Genomic DNA, 12863 nt, shown 5'->3' with positions numbered 1-12863 from the left:
TCAAAAAATGTGATATCTTTTTTATTGGGGATTTACGACTACTTAACAAAATGTTCACAAATTGTTCATATTTTTGTCGGAAATATGGACGAATTTACAATACAATTATAGTGTTTACTATTGATGCCAATTGGAAAAAATTTTGGTAGAGGAATAGTGGAATAATTCCCTTAAATTCATTGACATTGACAGGTGCCTATTGTATGCTAACAAAGGGTGTGCTTGGGAGGGTTTTCACAAAGTTGTCACAACCCTCAAAATAGCGTAAAGTCCGTTTCTCATTCTCGAAAGTGAGGATGATTTTATATGAAAAATGACCGCAATCCATTGAAAGCGATGGGCTTGATGTCTGCCATTCTTGCACAGCTTGCAGGCTCCGTCCTGATTGGTGTTTTCGGAGGAAGATGGCTGGATCAGCAATGGGATTCAGAACCAATTTTTCTCATCATCGGATTGTTCATCGGACTGACAGCTGGTATTTATTCCATGTTTGTCTCAATCCGCCACTTTTTTTCGGGAGATTAAACCACCATGCCTGAACTTCAGGAGATTTTTACAAGAAGTAAAAAATGGATGTTTTATTTGCTGGCTATTTACGTACTTGGCTGGGGGTTCACGTCTTATCAATCGGTCTTTTTGGGCTTGATTCTTGGGACGGGTTTGAGCCTTTTTAATTTGTGGTTAATGGTCCGAAAAGCCGATCAATTTGGCGATAAAGTGCTAAAAGGGCAGAAGATCCGCTCGCTTGGGACTTTTTCCAGAATGGCTACTGGAGCATTCGCTGTCATCATTGCTCTAAGATATCCGGATTATCTTAATATCATTTCTATTGTTTTGGGATTAATGACATCCTATATTGTCATTATGATAGATTTTTTTATACACACATTAAGAATAAATAAATAGCAGGGAAGCGAGGTGAATACTGTTGCATCACGAAAATCCGATAGTTACTTTACTCGGACTGCAATTTAACTTGGCAAACGTGCTTATGATTACCGTTGCCACAGTAGTAGTATTTTTATTAGCCGTTCTATCGACGCGGGCACTCGCCATGAAGCCGACAGGCATGCAGAATTTCATGGAGTGGGTCATGGATTTTGTAAAAAACATTATCAACAGTACGATGGACTGGAAGGATGGCGGCAGATTCCATATTCTAGGAATTACCCTCATTATGTATGTATTTGTATCTAATATGCTGGGACTACCATTCTCAGTAGTTATTAACGGTCAACTTTGGTGGAAATCACCAACAGCCGATCCGGCGATAACATTAACACTGGCAACAATGGTTGTTGGTTTGTCACACTACTATGGTGTGAAGTTAAAAGGGACAGGCGCATATGCGAAGGAATTCTTAAAACCATTCTGGTTTATGCTCCCAATTAAAATTATCGAAGAGTTTGCAAATACTCTGACTCTCGGTCTCCGTCTTTACGGAAACATTTACGCCGGTGAAATCTTACTAGGTTTACTTGCCGGAAGCATGGCAACAGGCCTATGGGGAACAATCGGTGCGATTATTCCAACACTTGCATGGCAAGGATTCTCAGTCTTTGTTGGTGCAATCCAAGCATTTATCTTTACTATGTTAACAATGGTATATTTGTCTCACAAAGTGAGCAGCGACCATTAATAATAAACCAAATAAACTTTTTTATACATTTAAGGAGGAAATTTAGAAATGGGTCTTTTAGCAGCAGCAATTGCAATTGGTTTAGCGGCACTAGGTGCTGGTATTGGTAACGGTCTTATCGTATCTCGTACAGTTGAAGGGATTGCCCGTCAACCAGAAGCACGTGGTATGCTTCAAACTACAATGTTCATCGGGGTTGCGTTAGTTGAGGCGATTCCTATCATCGCGGTTGTTATCGCGTTCATGGTTCAAGGCAGATAATTAAGAGTTTAGACGTAAACAGATGGCGAAGATCATTCGTGAGAACCTTCGCCATTCTATTATGTCATTGGAAGCTTCAGACGTGCTTTTTTCGGCGGCGAAGCAGGTTTTTTTGAAAAAATGAATTTGAATACAAGCGAAACTTGATATAAAGGAATGTCTCTGGAAGGGAGTGAAGTGCGAGGTGTTAACAAGCAGTCTTGTACTAGGTGAAGCAGCACATACAGGTATTAATACTGGTGATATTGTATTCCAGCTTGTGATGTTTATCATTCTAATGCTGTTGCTGAAGAAATTTGCATGGGGCCCTCTTATGGGAATCATGGATCAGCGTGCACAGCATGTTGCAAGTGAAATCGATGCAGCCGAAAACAGCCGCAAAGAAGCACAGAAATTGTTAGATGAACAGCGTAATCTATTAAAAGAAGCACGCAATGAAGCTCAGGGCTTAATCGAAAATGCGAGAAAGCAAGGCGACATTCAGCGTGAAGAAATTATTGCAACAGCTCGCAGTGAAGCTGAGCGTTTAAAAGAATCAGCGAAATTGGAAATCGAACAGCAAAAAGAAAAAGCCGTTGTCGCAATCCGCGAGCAAGTGGCACACTTGTCTGTCTTAGTGGCTTCTAAAGTGATTGAAAAAGAATTAAGTGCACAAGACCAAGACAAACTCATTAATGATTATATTAAAGAGGCAGGAGAATTACGATGAGTAGCTCAATCGTAGCAAAACGCTATGCGCTGGCTCTTTTGCAAATTGCTAAAGAAAAGCAGCTGCTCGGGACAATGGCCGAAGACCTTCGCGTGGTGAAGGAAGTTGCCGGCTATACTCCTGAACTAAAAGCTGTTCTTCATTCTTCCAAGCTGACAAAAGAAACGAAAAAGGCAGTATTAACACAGGCTTTTGCATCTGTAAATGGCTATGTGCTTAATACACTATTGTTATTAGTTGACCGCCACCGTGAAGATTATTTAACAGAAGTGGCAGACGAATTTTTAGCGCTGGCAAATGAGGAAATGGGTGTTGCTGAAGCGGATGTTTACAGCACACGGGCATTAACTGACGCAGAGCGTGAAGCAGTTTCCGCTGTTTTTGCAGCGAAAGTTGGCAAAAAAGCATTAAATATTAAAAATTTCGTTGATTCCGATTTACTCGGCGGTTTGAAGCTGCGCATCGGAAATCGTATATATGACGGCAGTTTGCGCGGCAAACTCGATCGTTTAGAACGTACAATGTTAGGCTAGAACGAAAAGCGGAGGCGACCGTTTAGCGACGTATGGACTGGAGGGGTTCGACTGAGATAAAGGAAACACGAAGAGCGCAAGCGATTCGATGTTGACTTATCGCAGGGAGAAGACCGAAGTACACTAGTCGCTGGGAGCCGGAGCTGGACAATTATCGAAATTGAATGTTGCGAAAAGTATATGTAAAGCAATGTAGAATAGGGGTGAAACTCATGAGCATCAAAGCTGAAGAAATCAGTGCCCTGATAAAACAGCAGATCGAAAACTATCAGGCAGAAATTCAAGTGACCGATGTTGGTACTGTTATCTCCGTTGGTGACGGTATCGCACGTGTCCATGGTCTTGACAATGTCATGGCCGGAGAACTTGTTGAATTCGCAAACGGCGTTATGGGTATGGCACAAAACCTTGAAGAAAATAACGTCGGTATCATTATTCTTGGACCTTTCACTGACATTAAAGAAGGTGACGAGGTTCGTCGTACAGGACGCATCATGGAGGTTCCGGTTGGTGAGGAACTAATTGGACGTGTAGTTAACTCATTGGGACAACCAATCGATGGCATGGGTCCTATCAATGCAAAGAAAACCCGCCCAGTTGAGCAAGTAGCAACAGGCGTAATGGCTCGTAAATCCGTTCATGAGCCTCTTCAAACTGGTATTAAAGCGATTGACGCACTTGTGCCAATCGGACGCGGACAGCGTGAGTTAATCATCGGTGACCGTCAAACTGGTAAAACATCTGTAGCAATCGATACAATCATCAACCAAAAAGGCCAAGACATGATTTGTATCTATGTTGCAATCGGACAAAAAGAATCAACAGTACGTAACGCCGTTGAAACGCTTCGTAAAAACGGCGCATTAGAATACTCTATCGTTGTGTCTGCGTCTGCATCACAGCCTGCTCCAATGCTATTCTTAGCACCATATGCAGGTGTTGCAATGGCAGAAGAATTTATGTTCAGCGGTAAGCACGTATTAATCGTATATGATGATTTAACAAAACAAGCTTCTGCATACCGTGAGCTTTCCTTGTTACTTCGCCGTCCTCCAGGTCGTGAAGCATATCCAGGGGATGTATTCTACTTACACTCACGTCTGCTCGAGCGTGCTGCAAAATTAAACGATGAGCTTGGTGCTGGTTCTATCACAGCATTACCATTTATCGAAACACAAGCAGGTGACGTTTCTGCTTATATCCCAACAAACGTTATCTCCATCACAGATGGACAGATTTTCTTACAATCAGACCTATTCTTCTCCGGTGTTCGTCCGGCGATCAACGCAGGTCTTTCCGTTTCCCGTGTAGGGGGTTCTGCGCAAATCAAGGCAATGAAGAAGGTTGCTGGTACATTGCGTCTTGACCTTGCTTCCTACCGTGAATTAGAAGCATTTGCTCAGTTCGGTTCTGACCTTGATAAGGCGACTCAAGCAAAGCTTAACCGTGGTGCCCGTACAGTTGAGGTCCTAAAACAAGACCTTAACAAGCCGCTTTCCGTTGAAAAGCAGGTTATGATTCTTTATGCATTAACTCGTGGATTCCTTGATGATATTCCAGTACAGGATATTCGCCGTTTTGAAGGAGAATTCCATAGCTGGTTAGACCACAACCGTAAAGATCTGTTAGACCAAATTACGACAACGAAGGATCTTCCTAAAGATGATGTAATGGCTGAAGCAATCAACGCCTTCAAAAAGACGTTTGCTGTTTCTGAATAATAAGGTCTAGCATTAGTTCGAAGGGGGCTGACCCCTCTATCAAATTCCAATAAGTTATTGGATGCTGAAAGAGGGGTTAGACCCCATGAAAAGAACATTCTTTGAATGAGGGTGGTGAGAACCTATGGCTTCATTACGCGATATAAAAACGCGGATTAATTCGACGAAAAAGACGAGTCAAATTACAAAGGCAATGGAAATGACTTCGGCCGCGAAATGGAATCGCGGTGTTATGAACGCGAAATCATTCGTGCCTTATATGGAAAAAATCCAGGAAGTTACTGCATCGATTGCCCTTGGTGCAGGCGGCGTGATTCATCCGATGCTGACCCACCGTCCTGTAAAAAAGACAGGCTACATCGTGATTACTTCCGACCGCGGTCTTGCTGGTGCGTTTAACAGTAACGTAATCCGCCGTGTCCATCAAACAATCCAAAGCCGTCATAAATCTAATGACGAATTTGCGATTATTGCGATTGGCCGAGTGGGGCGTGACTTTTTTGTGAAGCGGGGTTATAACGTTGTCCTTGATATCATTGGGATTAACGACCAGCCAAGCTTCCAAGAAATTAAAGACATTTCAAGCACTACTGTCGGCATGTTCTCTGATGGAACATTCGATGAATTATATGTTTATTACAGCCACTATATTAGTGCGATTTCACAGGAAGTAACGGAGAAGAAACTGTTGCCATTAACGGATTTAGCAGGATCTTCACATAAACTCACTTCCTATGAGTTCGAGCCGAATGCTGAAGAGATTTTAGAAGTGCTGCTTCCTCAATATGCAGAAAGCTTGATTTATGGTGCGCTTTTAGACAGTAAAGCAAGTGAGCACGCTGCCCGGATGACTGCAATGCGTAACGCAACCGACAATGCACAAGAACTCATCCGCGGCCTGACACTAAGCTACAACCGCGCCCGCCAAGCAGCGATCACACAGGAAATTACCGAAATCGTCGGCGGTGCCGCAGCATTAGAATAGATAGAAAAGCGGAAGCGCCCTGTTCAGCGGCGTATGGCCTCCTCGAAAAAGCTAACACTTTTTCTTCGTGCGATGCCTATGCTGCCGAAGCTTTCCTTCTGGAGCGCTCCAACTGAGATAAAGGAAACACGAAGAGCCGTATAGGCGATTCGATGTTGACTTATCGTAGGGCGGAGAGCGAAGGACACTAGCCGCTAGGGCGCTGGAGCTAGACAATAAATAATTGGTGCCTGACACCTTTTTTAACAATAAGTTCGGTAATGTTTCAGCAAAGAGTAAGTTAGGAGGGAAAAATGATGAGCAAAGGACATGTTCTTCAGGTTATGGGTCCGGTTGTTGACGTTAAGTTCGATGATGGTCATCTTCCTGAGATCTATAATGCGCTTAGAGTCGTGAAAAAGGCGCAAAATGAATCTGAAGTAGATATTCACTTAACCCTTGAAGTAGCCCTTCATTTAGGTGATGATACAGTTCGTACAATCGCGATGGCATCAACTGATGGTGTAACTCGCGGATTAGAAGTAGAAGATACTGGTGCACCGATTTCTGTACCAGTTGGTGAGCCAACTTTAGGTCGTGTATTTAACGTATTAGGTGAAGCAATTGACCTTAAAGGTGAAATTCCAGCAAGTGCACGCCGTGATTCCATTCACCGTGAAGCACCAACATATGAAAATCTTTCAACTGAGGTTGAAATTCTTGAAACTGGTATTAAGGTAGTTGACCTTCTTGCACCATATATTAAGGGTGGTAAGATCGGTCTATTCGGTGGTGCCGGTGTAGGTAAAACCGTATTAATCCAGGAATTAATCAATAACATCGCACAAGAGCACAGCGGTATTTCTGTATTCGCTGGTGTAGGTGAGCGTACACGTGAAGGGAACGACCTTTACCACGAAATGACAGATTCCGGCGTTATCAAGCAAACTGCGATGGTATTCGGACAAATGAACGAGCCACCAGGTGCACGTATGCGTGTTGCCTTAACTGGTTTGACAATGGCTGAATATTTCCGTGATGAGCAAGGACAAGACGTGTTATTGTTCATCGATAACATTTTCCGTTTCACACAAGCAGGTTCTGAGGTTTCCGCGCTTCTTGGCCGTATGCCATCTGCCGTTGGTTACCAGCCGACACTTGCAACTGAAATGGGTAAATTACAAGAGCGTATTACTTCAACTAATAAAGGTTCTGTTACATCAATCCAAGCGATTTACGTACCAGCCGATGACTACACTGACCCGGCACCGGCTACAACTTTCGCTCACTTAGATGCAACAACAAACCTTGAGCGTAAGCTTTCTGAAATGGGTATCTACCCAGCGGTGGACCCGCTTGCATCAACATCTCGTGCATTATCACCTGATATTGTTGGTGAAGAGCATTACGAGGTTGCTCGTCAAGTACAGCAAACTCTACAAAAATACCGTGAATTACAGGATATTATCGCAATCCTTGGTATGGACGAACTTTCTGATGAAGATAAGTTAGTCGTAGCACGTGCGCGTCGTATCCAGTTCTTCTTATCACAAAACTTCCACGTTGCTGAACAGTTCACTGGTCAGCCTGGATCATACGTGCCGGTTAAAGAAACAGTTAAAGGCTTCAAGGAAATTCTTGAAGGTAAATATGACCACCTTCCTGAAGATGCGTTCCGTCTTGTCGGCCGCATTGAAGAAGTGGTTGAGGCCGCAAAACGCATGGGTGTAGAGGTCTAATCAAACCGGGGAGGGTAAAAAATGAAGACGATTAAAGTCAGTGTTGTTACTCCCGATGGTCCGGTATATGAATCCGAAGTGGAAATGGTGAGTACAAAGGCTAAGACAGGCGAGCTTGGTATTTTGCCTGGACACGTGCCGATGGTGGCTCCACTTGAGATTGGCATCGTTCGTTTGAAGAAGGATGGTAAAACTGAATTGGTCGCTGTCAGCGGCGGGTTTTTAGAAGTTCGTCCAGAACAAGTAACGGTACTAGCTCAATCTGCTGAAAAGTCCGAAGACATCGATGTGGAACGTGCCTTAAAAGCGAAAGAACGTGCCGAGCAGCGCATGAAGCAGCAAAAGCTTGAGCATGTTGACTTCAAACGTGCCGAGTTAGCATTGCGCCGCGCCGTCAACCGCCTCAACGTAGCAGAACGTAAATTCTAAACTTTTTTCAAAACACAAGGCCCCTCTGGACGGCAACCGCGCCTTCCAAAGGGGCTTTTTTCATGAAACTTGTAATGCATGGGGACGGTTCGCATGCCTCATTCGATTATCGAAATAATTCATAGTGAAGATGTCCTAGTTTAAGGAAAGTTCGAATGAAACCGAACCTTAAGAATATGATGGTAGGGGTAAGTCTTTATTCGGGGCCGCCCATATATATAGAAGTTAATCGATTTAATGAAGCAAAAAATACGATAACTTTGTGAACATTGACAAACCTCACTGACAGGAAACGAAATTTGTTATTTAATAGGAGTTGTTGTCGAATTTTACATAGTATTTTAAATAGGAAAACCCAATCGAATATACGCCGTAATTTGAATAAAACGTCCAAAAACTCACATCCTTGTGAGTGGGCTCACAAAACCAATTTGGGAAAATTCAACGGCGCTTAAAATTCCAATTTTTATATAATAAGGCTTGTCGACAGGGGTTTGTAACAATGCTATAATGAATTCGGTTACAATATTCGTATGTTTGAAAATATTTAACATTGGAGGGGATAGACATGGAACTTTTAAATGTATATCAGAATAATTATCTGATAGTCTTTGTGTTCCTATGTCTGGGGATTTTGCTGCCGGTGGTGGCGTTAACTTTGGGGAAGCTTCTGCGCCCATTTAAGCCTAGTGCGGAGAAGTATACCACATATGAGAGCGGTATTGATCCGGTTCACGATTCCCGTGTACAGTTCAATGTCCGCTATTATATTTTTGCCCTGATGTTTGTTATTTTTGATGTGGAGACAGTGTTTTTATATCCATGGGCAGTCGCTTATGATAAGCTGGGCGTGTTTGCATTGATTGAAATGACGCTGTTCGTTATCATGCTATTAATCGGCCTGGTATATGCTTGGAAAAAGAAGGTGCTACGATGGATTTAAAAGTAGATGGTATTTCAGAGTTAGAATTGCAAGAGTTAAAAAGAAATGTATTTATGACGTCGCTAGAGCAAGTGAAGGGTTGGGCACGAAGCAGCTCACTGTACCCGGTTACATTTGGTCTGGCTTGTTGTGCGATTGAAATGATGGGCGTTGGTGCGGCGCACTACGACTTGGACCGTTTCGGATCGTTTTTCCGTCCTTCACCGCGGCAATCGGACTGCATGATTGTCTCCGGTACGGTAACGAAAAAAATGGCGCCGATTTTAAGACGCCTTTACGACCAAATGCCTGAGCCAAAATGGGTTATTGCCATGGGTTCCTGTGCGACTGCGGGCGGACCGTATGTGAAATCGTACTCCGTTGTAAAAGGGGTCGACCAAATCGTCCCTGTAGATGTATATATTCCTGGGTGCCCTCCAAACCCAGCTGCATTAATTTATGGAATTAATAAGTTAAAGGAAAAAATAAAATATGAAGCGAAGACTGGGAAGAAGGTGATCTAGTCGATGAGCGGGGAAAAAGATCTTGAGCAATTAAAGCGGGAGGCTGCTGAGAAGGCGAAGGCCGCGGCGCTGGCGAGACGTCAGGCAAAAGCGGAAGCCGAAGCGGGACAAACGCAGGATACGCCAAAACAGGCAGAACCTGAAAAAACGGCTGCATCGGCAGCAGCTGACGCAGACGACCTAGCAAAGAAAAAAGCGGCAGCAGCCGCGAAAGCAAAAGCGGCAGCATTAGCGAAAAAGAAACGCGAAGGCATCGCGGACGAAGAGGAGCCGGCAGCAGAAGCAACAGCAGCCAGCACCACAGGCGACACAGATGACCTAGCAAAGAAAAAAGCCGCAGCAGCCGCGAAAGCGAAAGTAGCAGCATTAGCGAAAAAGAAACGCGAAGGCATCGCGGACGAAGAAGAGCCGACAGCAGAAGCTCCAGCAGCCAGTGGCTCCGACGATGCGGATGACCTGGCGAAGAAAAAAGCCGCAGCAGTAGCCAAGGCAAAAGCAGCAGCAGCTGCAAAACGAAAAGCGATGGAACTTGCAGGCGGTGCAACGGAAAGCGACAATGCTCCAGCCGGGGACGATGCGAAAGCGAAAGCAGCAGCAGCGGCAAAGGCGAAGGCGGCAGCAAAAGCAAAAGCCGCCGCGGCAGCCAAGGCAAAGGCGGCAGCCGGCGGGGACGCAGCAGCTGGTGATGATGAAAAGGCGAAAGCAATTGCCGCAGCCAAAGCGAAAGCCAAGGCAGCAGCAGCGGCTAAGGCAAAAGCAGCGGCAGCAGCAAAAGGCGGTGCGGCGGCAGCGGATATCGAAGCCGAGGAAGCAAAGCCGTCACCAAACCAGCCATACCTTGACAAGTATGTGAAGGTAATTGGAGAAAATCTGGGCTCCGACGTATTGGAAGATTTTTATATTAATAAACTCTCAAAAGACGTCCCTACATTGGTTGTGAAGAGCGATTCTTACTTCAAGCTTGCTCAGTTTTTAAAATATAACGAGCTGTTAGGATTTGATTATTTATCCGAGCTGCACGGGTCTGATTTTGAAACACATATGGAAATTTACGTTCATTTATATTCATACAAAAACCGTCAGTCGGTTGCCATCAGAACGAAGATTGACCGGAATGACCCGGTAATTGAATCGGTACAGCCGATTTGGGCGGGGGCTGATTGGCCTGAGTGTGAAGCCTATGATTTGCTTGGAATCAAGTTTACCGGGCATCCAAACCTGCACCGGATCTTCCTTGGTGAAGAATGGATTGGCTATCCACTGAGAAAAGATTATGAGCCGTATGATGTGGAGGTGTAGCCAGTGATTAGAACAGAAGAAATGATCCTGAACGTTGGTCCGCAGCACCCAAGTACACACGGAGTATTCCGGCTTTTGGTACACCTCGACGGGGAGCTGATCACCAAAGCTGAACCGGTTATCGGCTATCTGCACCGCGGAACGGAAAAATTAGCGGAAAATCTGCAATATACACAAATCATCCCTTACACAGACCGTATGGACTACCTATCGGCTATGACGAATAACTATGTGATCTGTCACGCGGTTGAAACCATGATGAACATCAAGGTGCCGGAACGCGCCGAGTATCTAAGGGTCATCGCAATGGAATTAGGCCGTGTTGCCAGCCACCTTGTATGGTGGGGTACATACCTGCTGGACCTTGGGGCCACAAGTCCGTTCATCTACATGTTCCGTGAGCGGGAAATGATTATCAACATGCTGAACGAACTCTCAGGCGGACGCTTAACCTTCAACTATATGCGTGTTGGCGGTGTCAAGTGGGATGCGCCGGAGGGCTGGATTGAAAAAGTAAAAGAATTTATCCCTTACATGAGAGAACAAGTGAAGGGCTATCATACTCTTGTAACCGGGAATGAAATTTTCGTCAACCGAGTAACAGGGATCGGCAAGTATACCAAAGAAGACGCACTTAACTATTCGCTGAGCGGACCAAACCTTCGCTGTACCGGCGTGAAGTGGGATCTTCGCAAGGATGAGCCATATAGTATTTATGACCGCTTTGACTTCGACGTGATTACCCAAGAAGGCGGCGATGCTTTAGCACGTTACCATGTCCGTACGAAGGAAATCGAAGAATCGCTGAAAATTTTAGAGCAAGCCTGCGAGCAGTTCCCTGCTGAAGGTGAGATTATGGCGAAGGTGCCGAAAATTATCAAGGCGCCCAAAGGGGAAGCGTATGTCAGAATCGAATCGCCGCGGGGCGAAATTGGCTGCTATATTTCCAGCGAAGGTAAAAAAGAACCGTACCGCTTAAAGTTTAGAAGACCATCATTCTATAATCTGCAAATTCTTCCTAAGCTGTTAGAAGGGGAAAACATTGCAAACATGATTGCTATTTTAGGAGCAATTGATATTGTTCTTGGAGAGGTGGACGGCTAATGATCGAAGATATGCTCCAATCAAGTCCCGGCCTGTACAACTTTGCCATCTTCTTTCTATTCGGCGTCGTTTTACTATTAGTTGTACTAGGCTTCGTAACCTACTCAATCCTGGCAGAGCGGAAGGTTATGGGTTACATGCAAAACCGTCACGGCCCTAACCAAGTCGGCGGCCGCTTCGGACTATTGCAAACCGTGGCCGACGTTCTGAAGCTTTTACTTAAAGAAGATATTATCCCAAAAGTGGCTGACAGGCCGTTGTTCATCATCGCACCGGTGATTGCCTTTGCTCCGTCGTTTATGGTCTTGGCAACAATTCCGTTTACGGATAAGTTTCAATTTGCCGACTTAAACGTAGGACTTCTCTATTATGTGGCGATTTCCGGAATGACTGTGTTCGGCGTGCTGCTTGGAGGCTGGGCATCGAACAACAAATACTCTCTATTAGGGGGAGCACGGGCAACAGCGCAGATGATTTCCTATGAAATTCCGCTAGTTATGTCCGTATTGGGTGTTATTTTACTATCAGGCAGCTTGAATCTGAACGATATTGTGCATGCGCAAAAGCACGGCTGGTTTATTTTACTGCAGCCAATCGGCTTCTTAATCTTTTTAACCGCATCGGTTGCAGAATTAAGCCGTACGCCATTTGACTTGCCGGAATCAGAGTCAGAGCTTGTTGCCGGTTACCATGTTGAATATTCCGGTTTCCGCTGGGCATTCTTCATGCTTGCGGAGTATGTATACTTATTCGCGATGACCGCATTAGTGACCATTCTATTCTTCGGCGGCTGGCTCGCTCCATTTAGTTTCTTAAGCTTCATTCCGGCATCCGTCTGGTTTGCGCTTAAGTTCTGTGCTGTGCTGTTCGTTTATCTATGGTTCCGAAGCACCTTCCCGCGGATGCGTGCCGACAAACTAATGGAATTCGCGTGGAAAGTCCTAATGCCAATCGCACTTGCGAACATCTTCTTAACGGCATTAATTAAGTCGTTGTTTTTCTAAAAATGGTGCCTGATA

Annotated in this window: 15 protein-coding genes; all 15 read left to right on the top strand. The window is 44.8% G+C overall.

Annotated features, from left to right (window positions below; genetic code table 11):
• Positions 1 to 306: 306 nt before the first annotated feature.
• Positions 307 to 525 (top strand): AtpZ/AtpI family protein, encoded by a 219-nt coding sequence (locus tag A6749_RS11320; protein ID WP_066389522.1) that lies wholly within the window; start codon positions 307 to 309, stop codon positions 523 to 525.
• A gap of 6 nt (positions 526 to 531) precedes the next feature.
• Positions 532 to 906, top strand: a complete 375-nt coding sequence (locus A6749_RS11315) for an ATP synthase subunit I (protein WP_066389521.1) — start codon at positions 532 to 534, stop codon at positions 904 to 906.
• 22 nt (positions 907 to 928) lie between these two features.
• Positions 929 to 1639 carry a F0F1 ATP synthase subunit A gene (gene atpB / locus A6749_RS11310; protein WP_066389517.1) on the top strand — a complete coding sequence of 237 codons (711 nt, stop codon included), beginning with the start codon at positions 929 to 931 and terminating at the stop codon, positions 1637 to 1639.
• A gap of 48 nt (positions 1640 to 1687) precedes the next feature.
• The gene (atpE, locus tag A6749_RS11305) at positions 1688 to 1900 is read left to right on the top strand and encodes a F0F1 ATP synthase subunit C (RefSeq protein WP_061578892.1); all 213 of its coding nucleotides are present in this window, start codon (positions 1688 to 1690) and stop codon (positions 1898 to 1900) included.
• A gap of 184 nt (positions 1901 to 2084) precedes the next feature.
• Positions 2085 to 2609, top strand: a complete 525-nt coding sequence (locus tag A6749_RS11300; RefSeq protein WP_066389511.1) for a F0F1 ATP synthase subunit B — start codon at positions 2085 to 2087, stop codon at positions 2607 to 2609.
• Positions 2606 to 3142 carry a F0F1 ATP synthase subunit delta gene (locus A6749_RS11295; RefSeq protein WP_066389510.1) on the top strand — a complete coding sequence of 179 codons (537 nt, stop codon included), beginning with the start codon at positions 2606 to 2608 and terminating at the stop codon, positions 3140 to 3142. Before A6749_RS11300 ends, A6749_RS11295 begins: the two co-directional genes overlap by 4 nt.
• A 212-nt stretch (positions 3143 to 3354) precedes the next feature.
• The gene (atpA, locus tag A6749_RS11290; RefSeq protein WP_066389507.1) at positions 3355 to 4863 is read left to right on the top strand and encodes a F0F1 ATP synthase subunit alpha; all 1509 of its coding nucleotides are present in this window, start codon (positions 3355 to 3357) and stop codon (positions 4861 to 4863) included.
• A gap of 124 nt (positions 4864 to 4987) precedes the next feature.
• Positions 4988 to 5848, top strand: coding sequence for an ATP synthase F1 subunit gamma (gene atpG, locus A6749_RS11285; protein ID WP_066389505.1), 861 nt, complete (start codon positions 4988 to 4990; stop codon positions 5846 to 5848).
• A 296-nt stretch (positions 5849 to 6144) separates the two neighbouring features.
• Positions 6145 to 7566 carry a F0F1 ATP synthase subunit beta gene (atpD, locus tag A6749_RS11280; RefSeq protein WP_066389503.1) on the top strand — a complete coding sequence of 474 codons (1422 nt, stop codon included), beginning with the start codon at positions 6145 to 6147 and terminating at the stop codon, positions 7564 to 7566.
• 21 nt (positions 7567 to 7587) lie between these two features.
• Positions 7588 to 7995, top strand: a complete 408-nt coding sequence (locus A6749_RS11275) for a F0F1 ATP synthase subunit epsilon (RefSeq protein WP_066389496.1) — start codon at positions 7588 to 7590, stop codon at positions 7993 to 7995.
• 568 nt (positions 7996 to 8563) lie between these two features.
• Positions 8564 to 8938, top strand: coding sequence for an NADH-quinone oxidoreductase subunit A (locus tag A6749_RS11270; protein ID WP_066389491.1), 375 nt, complete (start codon positions 8564 to 8566; stop codon positions 8936 to 8938).
• On the top strand, positions 8929 to 9441 hold the full coding sequence (locus A6749_RS11265; RefSeq protein ID WP_066389489.1) for a NuoB/complex I 20 kDa subunit family protein: 513 nt from the start codon (positions 8929 to 8931) through the stop codon (positions 9439 to 9441). The genes A6749_RS11270 and A6749_RS11265 overlap by 10 nt, the downstream gene beginning before the upstream one ends.
• Positions 9442 to 9444: 3 nt before the next feature.
• Positions 9445 to 10740: an NADH-quinone oxidoreductase subunit C gene (locus A6749_RS11260; protein ID WP_066389488.1), complete on the top strand. Its 1296-nt coding sequence runs from the start codon at positions 9445 to 9447 to the stop codon at positions 10738 to 10740.
• A 3-nt stretch (positions 10741 to 10743) separates the two neighbouring features.
• Positions 10744 to 11844, top strand: coding sequence for an NADH-quinone oxidoreductase subunit D (locus A6749_RS11255; RefSeq protein WP_066389487.1), 1101 nt, complete (start codon positions 10744 to 10746; stop codon positions 11842 to 11844).
• A complete protein-coding gene (gene nuoH, locus A6749_RS11250; protein ID WP_066389482.1) occupies positions 11844 to 12848 on the top strand; it encodes an NADH-quinone oxidoreductase subunit NuoH in 1005 nt (334 codons plus the stop codon). The genes A6749_RS11255 and nuoH overlap by 1 nt, the downstream gene beginning before the upstream one ends.
• The last annotated feature ends 15 nt before the right edge of the window (positions 12849 to 12863 follow it).

This window comes from Neobacillus mesonae, from assembly GCF_001636315.1.
Classification (GTDB): Bacteria; Bacillota; Bacilli; order Bacillales; family Cytobacillaceae; genus Neobacillus; species Neobacillus mesonae.
Note: the sequence above shows the minus strand (reverse complement) of the source record. Positions and strands in the feature narration are given on the sequence as shown.